The organism is Microbacterium sp. NPDC064942, assembly GCF_049545525.1.
Taxonomy (GTDB): domain Bacteria; phylum Actinomycetota; class Actinomycetes; order Actinomycetales; family Microbacteriaceae; genus Microbacterium; species Microbacterium gawkjiense.
In genome coordinates, this window is record NZ_JBMWDR010000004.1 from 221,874 (window position 1) to 236,583 (window position 14,710).

At 70.7% G+C, this 14,710-nt stretch carries 20 protein-coding genes and 2 tRNA genes; 14 read left to right on the forward strand and 8 right to left on the reverse strand.

Annotated features, from left to right (window positions below):
• Positions 1 to 21 precede the first annotated feature (21 nt).
• Together ACPEH2_RS09550 and ACPEH2_RS09555 are read left to right on the forward strand one after the other, a co-directional pair.
• The gene (locus tag ACPEH2_RS09550) at positions 22 to 1,086 is read left to right on the forward strand and encodes a mechanosensitive ion channel family protein (protein WP_359918659.1); all 1,065 of its coding nucleotides are present in this window, start codon (positions 22 to 24) and stop codon (positions 1,084 to 1,086) included.
• Positions 1,083 to 1,532, forward strand: coding sequence for a globin (locus ACPEH2_RS09555; protein ID WP_359918657.1), 450 nt, complete (start codon positions 1,083 to 1,085; stop codon positions 1,530 to 1,532). The genes ACPEH2_RS09550 and ACPEH2_RS09555 overlap by 4 nt, the downstream gene beginning before the upstream one ends.
• 13 nt (positions 1,533 to 1,545) lie before the next feature.
• On the opposite strand, the gene ACPEH2_RS09560 is transcribed toward ACPEH2_RS09555, so the two are convergent.
• Positions 1,546 to 2,220, reverse strand: a complete 675-nt coding sequence (locus tag ACPEH2_RS09560) for a hypothetical protein (protein WP_359918656.1) — start codon at positions 2,218 to 2,220, stop codon at positions 1,546 to 1,548.
• A 53-nt stretch (positions 2,221 to 2,273) separates the two neighbouring features.
• On the opposite strand from ACPEH2_RS09560, the gene ACPEH2_RS09565 reads away from it, so the two are divergent.
• Positions 2,274 to 3,146, forward strand: coding sequence for an acyl-CoA thioesterase (locus tag ACPEH2_RS09565; RefSeq protein ID WP_359918654.1), 873 nt, complete (start codon positions 2,274 to 2,276; stop codon positions 3,144 to 3,146).
• A 6-nt stretch (positions 3,147 to 3,152) separates the two neighbouring features.
• On the opposite strand, the gene ACPEH2_RS09570 is transcribed toward ACPEH2_RS09565, so the two are convergent.
• The 5 genes from ACPEH2_RS09570 to msrA form a co-directional block, all read right to left on the reverse strand.
• Positions 3,153 to 3,632 (reverse strand): acyl-CoA thioesterase, encoded by a 480-nt coding sequence (locus tag ACPEH2_RS09570; protein WP_217531824.1) that lies wholly within the window; start codon positions 3,630 to 3,632, stop codon positions 3,153 to 3,155.
• Positions 3,625 to 5,304 (reverse strand): energy-dependent translational throttle protein EttA, encoded by a 1,680-nt coding sequence (ettA, locus tag ACPEH2_RS09575; RefSeq protein ID WP_217531822.1) that lies wholly within the window; start codon positions 5,302 to 5,304, stop codon positions 3,625 to 3,627. Before ettA ends, ACPEH2_RS09570 begins: the two co-directional genes overlap by 8 nt.
• A 50-nt stretch (positions 5,305 to 5,354) precedes the next feature.
• Positions 5,355 to 5,852, reverse strand: coding sequence for a DUF6993 domain-containing protein (locus ACPEH2_RS09580; RefSeq protein WP_359918652.1), 498 nt, complete (start codon positions 5,850 to 5,852; stop codon positions 5,355 to 5,357).
• 45 nt (positions 5,853 to 5,897) lie between these two features.
• Positions 5,898 to 6,371: a single-stranded DNA-binding protein gene (locus tag ACPEH2_RS09585; protein ID WP_217531820.1), complete on the reverse strand. Its 474-nt coding sequence runs from the start codon at positions 6,369 to 6,371 to the stop codon at positions 5,898 to 5,900.
• Between the two features lie 168 nt (positions 6,372 to 6,539).
• On the reverse strand, positions 6,540 to 7,064 hold the full coding sequence (gene msrA / locus ACPEH2_RS09590) for a peptide-methionine (S)-S-oxide reductase MsrA (RefSeq protein WP_359918650.1): 525 nt from the start codon (positions 7,062 to 7,064) through the stop codon (positions 6,540 to 6,542).
• A 122-nt stretch (positions 7,065 to 7,186) separates the two neighbouring features.
• Between msrA and ACPEH2_RS09595 the strand changes: the two genes are divergently transcribed.
• A complete protein-coding gene (locus ACPEH2_RS09595) occupies positions 7,187 to 7,432 on the forward strand; it encodes a hypothetical protein (protein WP_359918648.1) in 246 nt (81 codons plus the stop codon).
• A gap of 8 nt (positions 7,433 to 7,440) precedes the next feature.
• Here ACPEH2_RS09595 and ACPEH2_RS09600 read toward each other — a convergent pair whose 3' ends face one another.
• Positions 7,441 to 8,865: a PLP-dependent aminotransferase family protein gene (locus ACPEH2_RS09600; protein WP_217531814.1), complete on the reverse strand. Its 1,425-nt coding sequence runs from the start codon at positions 8,863 to 8,865 to the stop codon at positions 7,441 to 7,443.
• 60 nt (positions 8,866 to 8,925) lie between these two features.
• Here ACPEH2_RS09600 and ACPEH2_RS09605 point away from each other — a divergent pair, with 60 nt between their 5' ends.
• From ACPEH2_RS09605 to ACPEH2_RS09620, 4 genes are all read left to right on the forward strand, one after another.
• Positions 8,926 to 9,534, forward strand: coding sequence for a YczE/YyaS/YitT family protein (locus ACPEH2_RS09605; RefSeq protein ID WP_359918647.1), 609 nt, complete (start codon positions 8,926 to 8,928; stop codon positions 9,532 to 9,534).
• A 27-nt stretch (positions 9,535 to 9,561) separates the two neighbouring features.
• A tRNA-Arg gene (locus tag ACPEH2_RS09610) sits at positions 9,562 to 9,634 on the forward strand.
• 45 nt (positions 9,635 to 9,679) lie between these two features.
• Positions 9,680 to 10,300 carry an oligoribonuclease gene (gene orn, locus ACPEH2_RS09615; protein WP_082886092.1) on the forward strand — a complete coding sequence of 207 codons (621 nt, stop codon included), beginning with the start codon at positions 9,680 to 9,682 and terminating at the stop codon, positions 10,298 to 10,300.
• Between the two features lie 34 nt (positions 10,301 to 10,334).
• Positions 10,335 to 10,407, forward strand: a tRNA-His gene (locus ACPEH2_RS09620).
• Between the two features lie 162 nt (positions 10,408 to 10,569).
• On the opposite strand, the gene ACPEH2_RS09625 is transcribed toward ACPEH2_RS09620, so the two are convergent.
• Positions 10,570 to 10,854 (reverse strand): metal-sensitive transcriptional regulator, encoded by a 285-nt coding sequence (locus ACPEH2_RS09625; protein WP_016465089.1) that lies wholly within the window; start codon positions 10,852 to 10,854, stop codon positions 10,570 to 10,572.
• A 98-nt stretch (positions 10,855 to 10,952) separates the two neighbouring features.
• Here ACPEH2_RS09625 and ACPEH2_RS09630 point away from each other — a divergent pair, with 98 nt between their 5' ends.
• The 6 genes from ACPEH2_RS09630 (at position 10,953) to ACPEH2_RS09655 (ending at position 14,614) form a co-directional block, all read left to right on the forward strand.
• Positions 10,953 to 11,138, forward strand: coding sequence for a hypothetical protein (locus ACPEH2_RS09630; RefSeq protein ID WP_016465088.1), 186 nt, complete (start codon positions 10,953 to 10,955; stop codon positions 11,136 to 11,138).
• A gap of 175 nt (positions 11,139 to 11,313) precedes the next feature.
• A complete protein-coding gene (locus ACPEH2_RS09635) occupies positions 11,314 to 12,726 on the forward strand; it encodes an MBL fold metallo-hydrolase (RefSeq protein ID WP_033107194.1) in 1,413 nt (470 codons plus the stop codon).
• 22 nt (positions 12,727 to 12,748) lie between these two features.
• Positions 12,749 to 13,522 carry a sulfite exporter TauE/SafE family protein gene (locus ACPEH2_RS09640; RefSeq protein ID WP_033107195.1) on the forward strand — a complete coding sequence of 258 codons (774 nt, stop codon included), beginning with the start codon at positions 12,749 to 12,751 and terminating at the stop codon, positions 13,520 to 13,522.
• Positions 13,523 to 13,547: 25 nt separating this feature from the next.
• Complete coding sequence (locus tag ACPEH2_RS09645; protein WP_359918644.1) at positions 13,548 to 13,913, forward strand: rhodanese-like domain-containing protein; 366 nt, start codon at positions 13,548 to 13,550, stop codon at positions 13,911 to 13,913.
• Between the two features lie 45 nt (positions 13,914 to 13,958).
• Positions 13,959 to 14,336: a thioredoxin family protein gene (locus tag ACPEH2_RS09650; RefSeq protein ID WP_016465083.1), complete on the forward strand. Its 378-nt coding sequence runs from the start codon at positions 13,959 to 13,961 to the stop codon at positions 14,334 to 14,336.
• Complete coding sequence (locus ACPEH2_RS09655) at positions 14,333 to 14,614, forward strand: YgaP-like transmembrane domain (RefSeq protein WP_016465082.1); 282 nt, start codon at positions 14,333 to 14,335, stop codon at positions 14,612 to 14,614. Before ACPEH2_RS09650 ends, ACPEH2_RS09655 begins: the two co-directional genes overlap by 4 nt.
• Positions 14,615 to 14,710 lie beyond the last annotated feature (96 nt).

Genomic DNA, 14,710 nt, shown 5'->3' on the forward strand with positions numbered 1-14,710 from the left:
GGGCTCGATAGGATCGGTGGGATGAACGGAACGGGTGCTGTCGACTGGGAGACCGTCCGCGACGGCTTCCTCCGCTTCCTCGTCGATGCGGGCTGGAACATCCTGTGGGTGGCGGTCACCGTCGTGGTGGCCCTCGCCGCGTCGTGGCTGATGCGACGGCTCATCGCCCGCGTCGTGGACCGGATCGTGACGGGCGCCAAGTCCCGCGCGGCCGCCGAGGACACGCGCGCGATCGACATGTCGCCGCTGGCGCGGGTCCGGCTCGTCCAGCGCACCCGCACGCTGGGATCGATCCTCACCAACATCGTCAACGTGGCGATCGTGATCGTCGCGGTGCTCACGATCGTGTCGATCATCAACCAGGGGGTGCTCGGCTCCTTCGCCCTGCTGTCCGCGGCCATCGGTGCGGGCTTGGGCTTCGGCGCGCAGAACATCGTCAAGGACGTCCTCAACGGCATCTTCATCGTGGCCGAGGACCAGATCGGCATCGGCGACGTCGTCGATGTGGGGCTCGCGACCGGCATCGTCGAGTACGTGAGCGTCCGCGTCACCCACGTGCGCGACGTCAACGGCACGCTCTGGTTCGTCCGCAACGGCGAGATCACCCGCATCGGCAACATGTCGCAGGGCTGGGCGCGCGTCGTGATCGACGTCGGGGTCCCGGCCGATGCCGACATCGACGCCGTCGAGGACGCCATGCTCACCGCGGCGAAGGATCTCGTCCGCGAACCGAAGTGGCGTACGCGCATCATCGACAAGCCCGAGATCTGGGGGCTCGAATCGATCGACGGGGACACCCTCGTGACGCGTCTCGTGCTGAAGACCCGTCCGAACGCGAAGGACGACGTCTCGCGTGCGCTGCGCAAGCGCCTGAAGTCGGCGCTCGACACGCTCGGTGTGCCGCTCCCCCAGCTCCAGTCCACCCTGCTCGAGGGTGCGGACGCCGTGCAGAGCATCCTCGGAGCGAACCCGCCGAAGACCAAGCCCCAGCAGGTCGCTCCCATCGCCCCGCCGCGGCTGGCGTGGCGGCCGAAGAAGCGCGGGCGCACCGACGGGGACGCACCCGAGGGGAGCTCGGCTCCGTGAGCGAGACCGTGAGCTTCTACGACGCGGTCGGCGGGCACGACGTGTTCCGGCGCATCGTCGACGTGTTCTACCGCGAGGTCGCCGCCGACGACGTGCTCCGACCCATGTACCCGGAGGAGGACCTCGGTCCCGCCGCCGAACGGCTGCTGCTCTTCCTCGAGCAGTACTGGGGCGGTCCGACCACCTACGGCGAGACGCGCGGTCACCCGCGCCTGCGGATGCGCCACGCGCCGTTCCACGTCAACCCGGACGCCAGGGACCGCTGGCTGCGAGCCATGCGCATCGCGGTCGACGAGGCGCACCTGTCGCCGCTGCACGAGGCGACGCTGTGGGATTACCTCCAGCGTGCCGCCCACGCCATGGTGAACACCTTCGAGCCGACGGGCATCGGACCGACCGCGAAGCCGCACGGCGGATCGACGCTGCCGGTGCGTCCCGAGTCCTGAGCCCGTCGTCCGCTCAGCGGATGCCGGTCGCGCGCACGGCGGTCAGCCCCGTCGGGTTGCCCGCCCGGACGAGGACGTGACCGCGGGGCAGCGTGACACGTGTCCACGTGCCGGTCCGGAGGACGGATGCCTCCCCTCCCGCATCCGGTCCGAGGAACCCGAGTGCGTCGGCCGCGAAGGCGACCCCGGCGATGAGCCCGTTCAACTCGGTGTCCACGGCGCCCCAGACGGCGGCGCGGACGGTGCGGACGAGGTCCTCCCCGGGGGACGCGGGGAGCGCACGGGCCACCTCGTCGACGCCGCGACGCACGGCGCGCGCGAGGTTCTCGACCGGCACCGGATCGCCCGGCACCCATCCTCCGCGCGGCGGGGAGATGCCCGCCCACGCCGCTGAGACGCCGCTGTCGGGCAGGGCGACACGGGTGGCGTCGTCCCCCGCGCGGAGGGCACCGGCATCCACCACCAGATCGCAGGCGAGCTCGGGGTCGATGCGCAGGAACCGCATGCCGAGCACCGTCGGGGTGTCCTCCCCGAACCCGCGCGGCGAGAGCGGGGCCGCGGAGACGGCGAGCGTGCCGGCGGCGGCGCGGAGGCGAACGGCGGGATCGCCCAGTCGGGCGGCGCGTCCGGCGAACGTGAGGAGGTCTGCCGCCGAGAGCGGGTCGGGGAAAACGAGCTGCGGGGCCATCCGACCTAAACTACCAACCGGGCGCCGCCTCGGGTCGCCTGGGAGGGGACGCTGTGCGCGAATCGGATCACGTCGACGGTTTGCTGGCGGTGTTGGATCTCGCGTCGAGCGATGCCCGCACGACCGAGGACATCTTCACCGGGGTCTCGCAGTCGATGCCGCTCGGACGGGTGTTCGGCGGGCAGGTCCTCGCACAGGCGGTCATCGCCGCGGAGCGCACCGTAGAGGACGATCGCGCCGCCCACTCGATGCACGGCTACTTCCTGCGGCCAGGTGACTCGACGCGCGGGATGACCTTCTCCGTGGACCGCATCCACGACGGCCGGTCGTTCTCGACCCGCCGCACTCAGGCGTTCCAGGAGGGCGTCCCGATCTTCTCGATGATCGCGTCGTTCGAGACGGATGCCATGGGGCTCGAGCACCAGGACGAGATGCCGGCGGGCATCCCCGGACCCGAGGACCTCTCGGACGACGCGGTGCTCGCCGGACTCCACCCGATGAGCAAGCGGCACTTCGACCAGAGTCCCATCGAGGTGCGTCACGTCGAGCAGCCCCTCTACGCGACGGCGGGCGAGGAGAAGGTGGCGCAGCAATCCGTCTGGGTCCGCACCCGCGGCGACCTGCCCGACGACCCGCGCCTGCACCGGGCCGCCCTCGCCTATATGAGCGATCTCACGATCCAGGAGTCGGTGCTGCGGGCGCACGGCACGTCGTGGTCCACCCCCGGCCTCAAGGTCGCGAGCCTCGACCACGCGATGTGGTGGCACCGCCCGGCGCGGGTCGACGAGTGGCTGCTGTACGTGCAGCAGTCGCCGAGCGCGCAGGGCGGTCGCGGGCTCGCGACGGGCCGGATCTTCTCCCGCGACGGTCAGCTGGTGGCCTCGGTCGCGCAGGAGATCATGATCCGGGTGCCCGCACCCGAGTGAGCCGCCTCAGCGGCGTCCGAGCGGCGGCAGCGGTTCGCCGAGGTAGGGCTCCCAAGCGGCACGCGTCTCTGGCGACAGCCGCACAGGGCGCCCGGTGACCGCATCCACCTGGACGATGACGGTGGATGCCTGTGCGTACAGCGTGCGCGGTTCGTGGCCCTCGGGCGTGAAGACCTCGTAGTGCACCTCGGCGCTCGATCCGCCGATCTTGCCGAACCACATCTGCACGTCGATCGGGTCCCGCTGGTACGGCACCGGCGCGAGGTACTCGATCTCCTGCCGCGCGATGAGCGTCAGCTGCGCCGCACCGTGGCTCGCGTCGATGACCGCGGTGGGCACGGCGCGCTCGGTGGCGCCCGGCATCCAGAAGGCGCGGACGCGCGCCTCCTCGAGGAGCTTCAGCATGGACGCGTTGTTGACGTGGTTGTACGCGTCCAGGTCCCCCCACCGGAGGTGGATGGGGACCCGGATGCGGGCCTCAGTCACGCGTCAGCTTACGGTAGGTCGACTTGGCCGGGTTGGCGGCATCCGCGCCCAGTCGCTCGACCTTGTTCGCCTCGTACGCCTCGAAGTTGCCCTCGAACCAGTACCACTGGTCGGGCTTTTCGGCCGTGCCCTCGTAGGCGAGGATGTGCGTCGCGATGCGGTCGAGGAACCACCGGTCGTGGGTGATGACCACGGCGCAGCCGGGGAACTCGAGCAGGGCGTTCTCGAGCGAGCTCAGGGTCTCGACGTCCAGGTCGTTCGTCGGCTCGTCGAGGAGGAGCAGGTTGCCGCCCTCCTTGAGGGTGAGGGCGAGGTTCAGGCGGTTCCGCTCACCACCGGAGAGCACCCCGGCCTTCTTCTGCTGGTCCGGTCCCTTGAAACCGAACTTCGACACGTAGGCGCGCGAGGGGATCTCGGTCTTGCCGACCGTGATGATGTCGAGCCCGTCCGAGACGACCTCCCACAGCGTCTTGTTGGGGTCGATGTTGGCGCGCGACTGGTCTACGTAGCTGATCTTGACGGTCTCGCCGATCTTCAGGTCGCCGCCGTCGAGGGGTTCGAGACCGACGATCGTCTTGAAGAGGGTCGTCTTGCCGACGCCGTTGGGGCCGATGACGCCGACGATACCGTTCGGCGGCAGGCTGAAGCTGAGCCCGTCGATGAGCGAACGGTCGCCGAAGCCCTTCTGCAGCTTCTTCGCCTCGATGACGACGTTGCCCAGACGCGGCCCGGGCGGGATCGTGATCTCCTCGAAGTCGAGCTTGCGCGTGCGCTCGGCCTCGGCGGCCATCTCCTCGTAGCGGGCCAGGCGCGCCTTCGACTTGGTCTGGCGGCCCTTGGCGCTCGAGCGCACCCAGTCGAGTTCTTCCTTCAGGCGCTTGGCGAGCTTGGCGTCCTTCTTGCCCTGGATGTCGAGGCGCTCGGCCTTCTTCTCCAGGTAGGTCGAGTAGTTGCCCTCGTAGCCGATGAGGCGCCCGCGGTCGACCTCGGCGATCCATTCCGCGACGTTGTCGAGGAAGTACCGGTCGTGGGTGATGGCGATGACGGCGCCCTTGTAGGCCTGCAGGTGCTGCTCGAGCCACAGGACGCTCTCGGCGTCGAGGTGGTTGGTGGGCTCGTCGAGGAGCAGGAGGTCCGGCTTCTGGAGCAGGAGCTTGGCGAGGGCGACGCGGCGCTTCTCACCACCGGACAGCGGCGCGATGGCGGCGTCGGCCGGCGGGGTGCGCAGCGCGTCCATGGCCTGCGCCAGCTGGGAGTCGAGGTCCCAGCCGTCGGCGGCGTCGATCTCCTCCTGCAGGGTGCCCATCTCGGCCAGGAGCGCGTCGAAGTCGGCGTCGGGGTCCGCCATGAGGGCGGAGATCTCGTTGAAGCGGTCGAGCTTGGGCTTGATCGCCACGCCGTCCTGGATGTTCTCGAGGACCGTCTTGGACTCGTCGAGCTCGGGCTCCTGCATGAGGATGCCGACCGAGAAGCCCGGGGAGAGCTTCGCCTCGCCGTTGGACGGGGTGTCGAGGCCCGCCATGATCTTCAGGATCGTCGACTTACCGGCGCCGTTGGGGCCGACCATGCCGATCTTGGCACCGGGCAGGAACGCCATCGTGACGTCGTCGAGGATGAGCTTTTCGCCGACGGCCTTGCGGGCGCGGACCATGGAGTAGATGTATTCGGCCATAACGACCCAAGTCTACGGGCGACGCTTCGTCCTGCGGCACCGCGGAGCGGTCACCAGTCGATCGGGCGGGTCTCCCCCACCAGGCACTCCCCCGCGGGAAGCCCCGGCATCACGAGCGCGGTCGGGCCCGGCACCGACGGACCGACCTGCCCGACGAGGCACTCGTCATCGATGCGCACCGAGAACTGGATGCTGTCGGCCGGGAGGCCGACGGACGTCTCGTCGAAGGTGACCTGCATGGCGTCCTTCGCGAATCCGGCGGCGACGAGCGCGTCGACGTAGTCGCGGCCTTTCACGGACTTCGATCCGCGCCACACCTCGTCCATGACGGAGGTGAAGGTCGGCAGGAGCGCCTCCGCCGAGCCGTCCGCAGGACCCGGGGTCCCCGTGGGCGTGGGACCGGGCGACGACACCGACGGCGAAGGAGAGGCCGGCTCGGAGGCACGCGGCGCCGCTTCCGGCGCGCACGCGACGAGGGACACGGCCACGGCGGGGGCGAACGCGATGAGAAGCAGGCGGGTTCCCCGCGGGGACTGGTGTCGGCGCACGGGCCAGAGTCTAGGGCGTGCGCCCTCCGAGCCGGCTGGGTCCCCTCAGAACGGCGTCGCGACCGGTTCGGGGCGGTCGACGCGGTCGTCCGCGGAGTCCTCGACCGGCCCGGCCGGTGCCCACTCGGCATCCGCCTCGACCGGTCGGGCCTCTTCCCGCGGCCGACTCGTTCCGGTGAAGACGGTCGTCCCGAACGCGAGGTCGTGCCCGACGGCGAGAGCGTCGATCTCGGCATCCGTCCCCGACTTCTCCCCGGCCTCCCACCGCTTGATCGCGAGGGTGCCGAGCACGACGACGCGCTGTCCCCGTCGGACGGAGGCGGCCACGTGCTCGCCGAGGGCGCGGAACACCGACACCCGGTACCAGCTCGTGTGTCCGTCGACCCACGCGCCGGCCTTCGCGTCGTACCGGCGCTCGGTGCTCGCCACCCGCAGGGAGACCACCGGTGTGCCGTCGGGCAGCCGCCGGAACTCGGGGTCCGCGCCGACGTTGCCGACGATCGTGATGTGATCCTTCATTGCGACTCCTTGAGAGGTCGGGGGCACGGCGTGCCCGGATGATGCTCCGACGCCCGCGTGCCCGGCGGGCGTCGGAGCCCCCTCAGAATCGCGCCGGAGCCGCACGCACGAACGCCTCGGCCCCCGACCGGTGGATCCGATCGGGGGCCGAGGCGTTGTGGAGGAGGCTCAGCTGCGGGCGTACTCGCCGAACCGCGCCCGGACCTTGTTCACCTTCGGGACGGCGACGGCGAGGCAGTAGCCCTGACCGGGGTTCTTCGCGAAGAAGTCCTGGTGGTAGTCCTCGGCCGGGTACCACTCCGTCAGCGGCTCCATGGTGGTGACGAGTCCGCCGCCCCACCAGTCGGCCGCGCGCTCGGCGGCATGCTCGAACGTCTCGCGCTGCGCGTCGTCGGCGGGGAACAGCGCCGAGCGGTACTGGGTGCCGACGTCGTTGCCCTGACGGTTCAGCTGCCGCGGGTCGTGCATCGTGAAGAACGCATCGAGGATGACGTCCGACGGGATGACCTCCTCGTCGAAGGTCACCTTGACCGCCTCGGCGTGCCCGGTGGTCCCGGTGCACACCTGCTCGTAGGTGGGCGACGGCACCGATCCGCCGACGTATCCCGACTCCACCGAGACGACTCCGTTGAGAGCGCGGTAGGCGGCGTCGAGACACCAGAAGCAGCCTCCGGCAAGCACATAGGTCTGCATGCGAGACCTTCCTTTCACTGTGGGATCGTCACCGGTGACAACGCGCGCGACGGCTGCGCTGTTCCCCGAGGGAGGAGTGTCGGAGGCCGAGCGTACCGTGTGGAACCGTCGGAGGAGGGTCCATGAGCACCATCGCAGCGAGCACCGCCCACCGGCTCCGTGCGTACCGGTTGGTCGCGGTGTCCGACCGCGTGGCCCGTGTCGTCGACGGGTCGGGCCGCGTGATCGGCCACGTCGCACGGACCGGTGACGGCGACGGATGCCGCTACCTCGCCCGACGCTACCGCGCCTCGGCGGGCGGTTTCGTCGACGTCGGGGAGTTCTGGCGTATGGACGACGCCGTCGCGGCCCTCCACGATTCCCGCTGAGCGACGAATCAGACGATTGCGGCCATCGCTTCGCGCTCCTCGACGGGGTGAAGCGCGGTGCGACCGGTCACCTCCGGCCACACGCGTGCCAGGACGGCGACCGCCTGACGGATCTGCTCCGGCGGTGCGGTGAAGGGCAGGCGCAGGTGTCCGTCGTAGCCGCCGTCCACCGAGAAGCGCGGACCCGCCGAGAGGAGCACCCCCTCGCGACGAGCCGCCAGGACCAGGCCGCCGCTGCGCGGCGCGTCCAGCCCGACCCAGAGCGAGACACCGCCACGGGGCACCGGCACCGACCAGGTCGGCACCGTCTCGCGCAGCGCGGCGACGGCGGCATCCCTCCCCCGCCCGAGGAGCTCCGCCCGCTGGGGCAGGATCTCGTGCATCGAACGGACCAGGCGCGTCGCGACGGCCTGCTCGAACTCCGCCGTCCCGAGGTCCCGCCGCGGCCGCGACGCGACGAGGCGGCGGACGAACGCCCGCTCGGCGCGGACCCACCCCACACGCAGTCCGCCCCAGACCGTCTTGCCGAGGGATCCGATCCGGACGGCGCGCGGGCCGAAGTCGAGCGCGGCGGGGGTGTCGCCGTCGATGGAGAGCTCCGCCGTCGTCTCGTCGATCACGAGCACGGTGCCCGCGCCGGCGGCCGCGGAGCGGAACGTCGCCGCATCCGCCGTCGTCATGCTCCGTCCCGTCGGATTCTGGAACCACGGCATGAGGTACGCGAGGGTGGGCCGGGCGCGGCGGAAGGCCTGGACCGCTCGGTCGAGGTCCCAGCCGTCCTCCACCGTGACCGGTGTCCCCGTCACCCTCGCGCCCGTCGCCTTGATCGCCTCGGTCGCGTGCGGGTAGGTGGGCGTCTCGAGCAGCGCCGTCGTGCCCGGACGCAGGAGGGCGGAGGTGACGAGATGGATGGCGTGCTGGCCGCCGTTCGTCACCAGGATCTCGTCGGGAGCAGTCGGGAGGCCGCGCATCGTGTACCGGTCCGCAATCGCCGTGCGCAGCTCGCTGCTGCCGACGATGTCGTAGCCCGGCCGGCCGACGAGGGATGCCGCATCGGCACCGACGTCGGCGATGATCCCCGCGAGGCCGGGCCACGCGGCCGGACTCGCCTGCTGCAGATCGATGCCGTCCCCGTCGTCGAAGACCCGGCCCGTCCCGCGACGCACCTGCGGGAGCGTCACGCTCCCCGATCCGCGGGTGCTCTCGATGTGACCGCTGTCGCGCAGCGAGCGGTACGCGGCGGCGACGGTCGCGCGGCTGAGTCCGAGGGTCACGGCGAGTTCCCGCTCGGCGGGAAGGGCGGTGTTGGCCGGGATGCGGTTGTCGAGGCAGAGCAGCCGGATGCCGTCGGCGAGGGCTTCGTAGGTGGGCGTCCGCGTCCGCCAGCCGCCGAGGGCGCCGGCGAGGGTCCGGGCGCCGATTCGAGAGTCCATGGTCCACCGATCCGAGATTGGACTGTGTGCAGGAGGCCAATCGTACGCTGGAATGGACTCATGAGCCTCCGCCTCATCCGTCTCGTCGTCGGCCTCGCTCTCTTCGGCGTCGGATGCGCCGTGCTCGTCCAGGCCGGCATCGGCCTCGACCCCTGGACGGTGCTCGCAGAGGGACTCGCGCTGCAGACCGGCATCGGCATCGGCTGGATCGTCGTCCTCACCGGCGCCCTCGTCCTCGTGGCGTGGATCCCGCTCCGCCAGAAGCCCGGGATCGGAACGATCGCGAACATCCTCGTCGTCGGGACGGTCATGCAGGGCGCGCTGGCCGTGATCCCCCCGGTCGGGAACTACCTCTGGGGCGTCGTCGTCTTCCTCCTGGGCATCGCGCTCATCGCCGCCGCATCCGGGATCTACCTCGGGGCCGACCTCGGGCCGGGCCCTCGGGACGGACTCATGACGGGGCTGCACGCGCGGTTCGGCTGGCCGATCTGGGTGTGCCGGTTCGCGGTCGAGGGCAGCGTGCTCGTCACCGGATGGCTCCTCGGCGGCACGGTCGGGCTCGGGACCGTCCTGTTCGCCGTGCTCATCGGCCCCGGCGTCCACCTCGCCCTCGCCCTGTCGGCACGCTGGCGGGCGCTGCGTGTGCGCCGAGCGACCATCGCGGTCTGAGCGGTAGCCTGGGGAACGAGCATCCTTCCCTCCATAGCTCAGTGGACAGAGCGAGCGGTTTCTACCCGCCAGGTCGGGGGTTCGAATCCTCCTGGAGGGGCTCCGAGTCGCCGTGACCACGCCGACTCCTGTGGGAGGAGACCACGTGTCAGCTGCGGAGAACGACCGCCTCGTCTGGATCGACTGCGAGATGACGGGCCTCGACCTGTCGGTGGACGAGCTCGTCGAGGTCGCCGTCGTGATCACCGACTTCGACCTCCGCGTGCTCGACCCGGGGTTCCAGATCGTCATCAAGCCGGACGACTCGGCCCTCGCCCACATGAACGACTTCGTCACGAAGATGCACGAGAGCTCGGGGCTGCTGACCGAGATCCCGAACGGCGTCAGCCTCGCCGACGCCGAGTTCCAGGTGCTCGAGTACATCCAGCGCTTCGTGCCCGAGGGCAAGGCGCCGCTGGCGGGCAACACGATCGGCACGGACCGGATGTTCCTCGCCCGCTACATGCCGCGTGTCGACCGGTGGCTGCACTACCGCAACGTGGACGTGTCGAGCGTGAAGGAACTGGCCCGGCGGTGGTACCCCCGCGCGTACTTCAACGCCCCCGCGAAGGACGGCGGACACCGCGCCCTCGCCGACATCCGCGAGAGCATCCGCGAACTCGCGTACTACCGCGAGACGGTCTTCGTCGCCGCCCCCGGACCGACGAGCGACGACGCGCGGAGCGCCGCGGCCGCGACGGTGTCCTCGTTCGCCTCGGGTCTGTAATACACTTGTGTGGTTGCCCGGAGACGGGCACATGGTGGGTATAGCTCAGTTGGTAGAGCACCTGGTTGTGGTCCAGGGGGTCGCGGGTTCGAGTCCCGTTACTCACCCACAGACGGGTCAGGTGTGAACTTTCGACCAAGGGACCACCCTTGGAGGAAGTTCGCACCTGGCCCTATTTCTTTGCCTCGGCGGCCCACCAGGGAAAAGCATGGCGAGGGCCACACTTGCTCGGCGTGCTTACCGAGGCACGGAGACGCCCGCCGGAATCTCTAAGCGAGCGAGAGGAAGAGCTTCTCCAGCTCGTCGATGCGCTCGCCGTCGCCCGGCTCCTCGGCTAGGCACTCCTTCAGGGCACCGGCGACCACCAGGAAGCCAGCCCGGTCGACGGCCTTCGACACTGCGGAGAGCTGCTGCACGACGTCGCGGCAGTGGGCCTCGTCCTCGACCGCAGCGATGACGGCTGCCAGCTGGCCGTGCGCGCGCCGCAGCCGATTCACGATCTTGCGCTTCGCCTCCGGGTCGTGCGCCGCGACGATGTCTGGGCTGATGCTCATCGGATTCCTCCTGGGTTGACATCCACCATACTCCCCAGGGTATAGTTTGGATACCCCCCGGGGTATTCAACCTTCATCGACACCGCCAGGAGGGCGAGATGTGCAGAGCCGCGAAGTGCAACATCTGCGGGAAGACGACCTGGGCTGGCTGCGGCCAGCACGTGAACGACGTGCGCCGCACGGTCCCGGCATCCGACTGGTGCCCCGGCCGGCACACGCAGCGCGACATCGATGAGGCGAAGGCCTCGCGACCCGGCTTCCTCGCGCGCCTGTTCGGCCGCTGATCCACTGACGAGAGGACATCACCATGTGCGCACGCATCACCTGCGACCGCTGCGGCAAGCCGAGCTGGGCCGGATGCGGCCAGCACGTCGAGGAGGCCCTCGGGGGCGTCCCGGCGGCCGACCGCTGCCACTGCTGACGACTACAACGACGACGACGACGAACAAGGAGAGCATCATGCTGCTGGAGCGCATCTACGACGAGGACCTCGCACAGGCGAGTTACGTCATCGGTTGCCAGGCGACCGGCGAGGCGATCGTGATCGACCCCCGCCGCGACGTCGACGAGTACATGCGACTGGCCGACAAGCACGGCCTGCGCATCGCGCACGTCACCGAGACCCATATCCACGCCGACTACCTCTCAGGCACCCGCGAGTTCGCGGCGCGCACCGGTGCCCGCATGCACGTCTCCGACGAGGGCGGACCCGACTGGACCTACGGCACCGGCTTCGACGACGCCGACCGGATGCACGACGGCGACGAGATCGTCGTCGGCAACGTGACGCTGCGAGCGGTGCACACCCCCGGCCACACGCCCGAACACCTGTCGTTCCTCGTGACCGACGGCGCGCAGGCCCAGGAGCCGGGCTTCATGCTCACCGGCGACTTCGTGTTCGTCGGCGACGTCGGCCGACCGGACCTGCTCGACGAGGCGGCCGGCGGCGTCGACACCCGCTTCGAGGGCGCTCACCAACTCTTCGCGAGCCTGCGCGACCGCTTCCTGACACTGCCCGACTACGTCCAGGTGCTGCCAGCGCACGGTGCCGGCAGCGCGTGCGGCAAGTCGCTCGGCGCGATCGCGGCGACGACCGTCGGCTACGAGCGCGCCTTCTCGTGGTGGGCTCCCTACCTCGCCGCCGACGACGAGCAAGGCTTCGTCGACGAGCTACTCTCCGGCCAGCCCGACGCCCACGCGTACTTCGCCCGAATGAAGTCCCAGAACCGCACCGGCCCCGCGGTGCTCCACCCCCGCGCACCGCTCCCCGAGCGGTCCACTGCGGAGGTGCAGCACCTCCTGGAGCGCGACCTCGCGATCCTGGTGGACACTCGGGACCGCCGGCAGGTGCACGACGGCACCGTGGTCGGTTCCCTCAACATCCCGGGCGCAGCGAAGGCCGCGACCTACGGGGCGTGGGTCTACGATCCGGAGGCGGAGCACCGGCCGCTCGTTCTCCTCGCGGACGACCGCGAGGAGGCGGAGCGGATGCGCGACCACCTCGTGCGGGTCGGCATCGACGCCGTCGACGGTTTCATCCGCTCCCTCGACGGGCTCGAGCTGGTGCAGCCCCGACTGCTGCAGCCGGAGGAGCTCGACGGCCTCGCCGACGTGAACCTGGTCGACGTGCGCGGCAGCTCCGAGCACGCCGACGGGCACATCCCCGGCTCCGCGCACCTCAGCGGCGGCCGCGCGCTGTGGCACCTCGACGAGTTGCCCGCGGACGGCACCGTCGTGACGTACTGCCAGAGCGGCGTGCGCAACAGCGTCGTCGCCAGCGCACTGCGCCGGGCCGGCGTCGACGTCGTCGAGCTCGACGGCTCCTACCTCGGGTGGCTCCAGACAACCGGGCGCGAGCCGGCGACCAGCTGACCGCCGAGGATCGAGGCGCCCGATGACGCCGACCGCCACCATCGCCGTTCTTGCGCTCGCCCTGCTGGTCGGCATCAGCCTCGGCCTGCTGGGCGGCGGCGGCTCGATCCTCGCCGTGCCCATCCTGACCGCCGTCGGCGGCGTGGAGCCGCGAGCGGCCATCGCGTCGTCACTGCTCATCGTCGGCACGACGAGCGCCCTCGGACTGCTGCAGCACGCTCGCGCGGGCCGCGTGCGCTGGCGTGTCGGGGTAGTCTTCGGAGCGGCCGGTGTCGTCGGCGCGCTCGTCGGCGGGCTGCTCGGCCGCACGCTGCCCCCAGGCGTGCTCATGGTGCTGCTCGCCGGCACGATGATCGCCGCCGCGGTGGCGATGCTTCGCCGGCGCCCGCGTCACGACCGGGCGGAGCCCGCTCGGCCGCGCATCGCCCTCGTCCTCGTGCTCGGAACGGTTGTCGGCTCACTCGCCGGGCTGGTCGGCGCGGGGGGCGGCTTCCTCATCGTCCCCGCGCTGATCCTGCTCGCCGGCCTGCCCGCGTCGGCCGCGATCGGCACATCCTTGCTCGTCATCGCGATGCAATCGCTCGCCGGGCTCGCGGCCCAACCAGCACTCCCCGACATCCCCTGGGCGCTGGTGCTGCCGTTCACCGCAATCGCCGTGGCGGGCTCCTTCCTCGGCTCGGCGCTCACCGGCCGCATCCCCGAACGGGCACTGCGCACCGGATTCGCGGTGCTCGTGCTCAGCGTGGCCGTCGCGCTGCTCGTGCAGCAGCTCGCGCTCCACCTCCCGCTCACCTGAACGACACCGCTCACCGGAGAACACCATGACCAGAACCCAGCTCGCCGGCCTCGCCGGCCTCGCGCTCGCCGCCGTCACGACAGGCTGCGCATCAACGCCCCCTGGCAGCGTCGCAGCTCCAGCGGACGCCGTCGTCATCGACGTGCGCACCGCGCCCGAGTTGGCATCCGGTCACCTCGACGGCGCGGTCCTCCTCGACGTGTCGAACGGCGACCTCACCGCGGCACTGCCCTCGCTCGACCCTGATGCGCCCTACTTCGTCCACTGCAGGTCCGGCAGCCGGTCAGCACAGGCGGTCGCGCTCATGCGCGAGGCCGGCTTCGCGGACGTCACCGACCTCGGCGCGCTCAAGAGCGCGTCAGCGGCGACCGGCCTCGCAATCGGGCGCTGACGCCGGCCCATCCGACCATCACCGATCCAGGGAGCAACCCCGAACATGACCACGCGTGACATCACCATCGAAACGATCGACTCGACCATCGCCGGCGACGGCATGGTGCTCCTCGACTTCTGGGCGGCATGGTGCGGCCCCTGCCGCAGCTTCGCGCCCGTCTTCGACCGAGCTGCCGCGTCGAACACCGACATCGTGTTCGGTAAGGTCGACACCGAGGACCAGCAGCAGCTGGCCGCGGCGTTCCGCATCACGTCCATCCCGACGCTCATGGCCTTCCGCGACGGGATCCTCGTCTTCTCGCAGCCCGGCGCGCTGGGCCAGGCCCAGCTCGACAGCCTCATCGCCGGCGTCCGCGCGCTCGACATGGACGACGTGCGCCGCCAGGTCGCCGAGCAGCGCGCAGCCGCCGAGGCGCCGTGACTTCCCGCCGCCGCGCCCCGGTCTGCGCTCCGGGAAGCATCGAACGCGTCGTGCAGGCCGCTGTCGGCGCGCTGACCGGCGCGTTCGCGCTCAGCAACCTGCACGACGCGCCGCTCGCCATCGCCGCCACGCTCGGCGCTGCGCTCCTCCTCACCGGCGCAGTCCGCGGCTGGTGCCCGGCATCGCTGCTCGCGCGAGTCAGTGCCACCGCCGCAGAGCACAACACGCTTGGCATCCCCGAAGCCCGCCAGCCGCTCGACCAGCGAGGCCCCCGCTAGATGTACTGACCTCGACCGTTGTTGATTCGGTCGATGGGTGGGTGGCCTCCGATGCCGAGATGGTGCCTGTCTAGGTTGTAGTGGTCGAGCCAGGCC

Bases quoted from the DNA above. Each gene is read 5' to 3' on its own strand.
- ACPEH2_RS09550 (WP_359918659.1), top strand. From the start codon at position 22: ATGAACGGAACGGGTGCTGTCGACTGGGAGACCGTCCGCGACGGCTTC.
- ACPEH2_RS09560 (WP_359918656.1), bottom strand. From the start codon at position 2,220: ATGGCCCCGCAGCTCGTTTTCCCCGACCCGCTCTCGGCGGCAGACCTC.
- ettA (WP_217531822.1), bottom strand. From the start codon at position 5,304: ATGGCCGAATACATCTACTCCATGGTCCGCGCCCGCAAGGCCGTCGGC.
- ACPEH2_RS09585 (WP_217531820.1), bottom strand. From the start codon at position 6,371: ATGAAGGATCACATCACGATCGTCGGCAACGTCGGCGCGGACCCCGAG.
- msrA (WP_359918650.1), bottom strand. From the start codon at position 7,064: ATGCAGACCTATGTGCTTGCCGGAGGCTGCTTCTGGTGTCTCGACGCC.
- ACPEH2_RS09595 (WP_359918648.1), top strand. From the start codon at position 7,187: ATGAGCACCATCGCAGCGAGCACCGCCCACCGGCTCCGTGCGTACCGG.
- ACPEH2_RS09600 (WP_217531814.1), bottom strand. From the start codon at position 8,865: ATGGACTCTCGAATCGGCGCCCGGACCCTCGCCGGCGCCCTCGGCGGC.
- ACPEH2_RS09605 (WP_359918647.1), top strand. From the start codon at position 8,926: ATGAGCCTCCGCCTCATCCGTCTCGTCGTCGGCCTCGCTCTCTTCGGC.
- ACPEH2_RS09625 (WP_016465089.1), bottom strand. From the start codon at position 10,854: ATGAGCATCAGCCCAGACATCGTCGCGGCGCACGACCCGGAGGCGAAG.
- ACPEH2_RS09630 (WP_016465088.1), top strand. From the start codon at position 10,953: ATGTGCAGAGCCGCGAAGTGCAACATCTGCGGGAAGACGACCTGGGCT.
- ACPEH2_RS09635 (WP_033107194.1), top strand. From the start codon at position 11,314: ATGCTGCTGGAGCGCATCTACGACGAGGACCTCGCACAGGCGAGTTAC.
- ACPEH2_RS09640 (WP_033107195.1), top strand. From the start codon at position 12,749: ATGACGCCGACCGCCACCATCGCCGTTCTTGCGCTCGCCCTGCTGGTC.
- ACPEH2_RS09645 (WP_359918644.1), top strand. From the start codon at position 13,548: ATGACCAGAACCCAGCTCGCCGGCCTCGCCGGCCTCGCGCTCGCCGCC.
- ACPEH2_RS09650 (WP_016465083.1), top strand. From the start codon at position 13,959: ATGACCACGCGTGACATCACCATCGAAACGATCGACTCGACCATCGCC.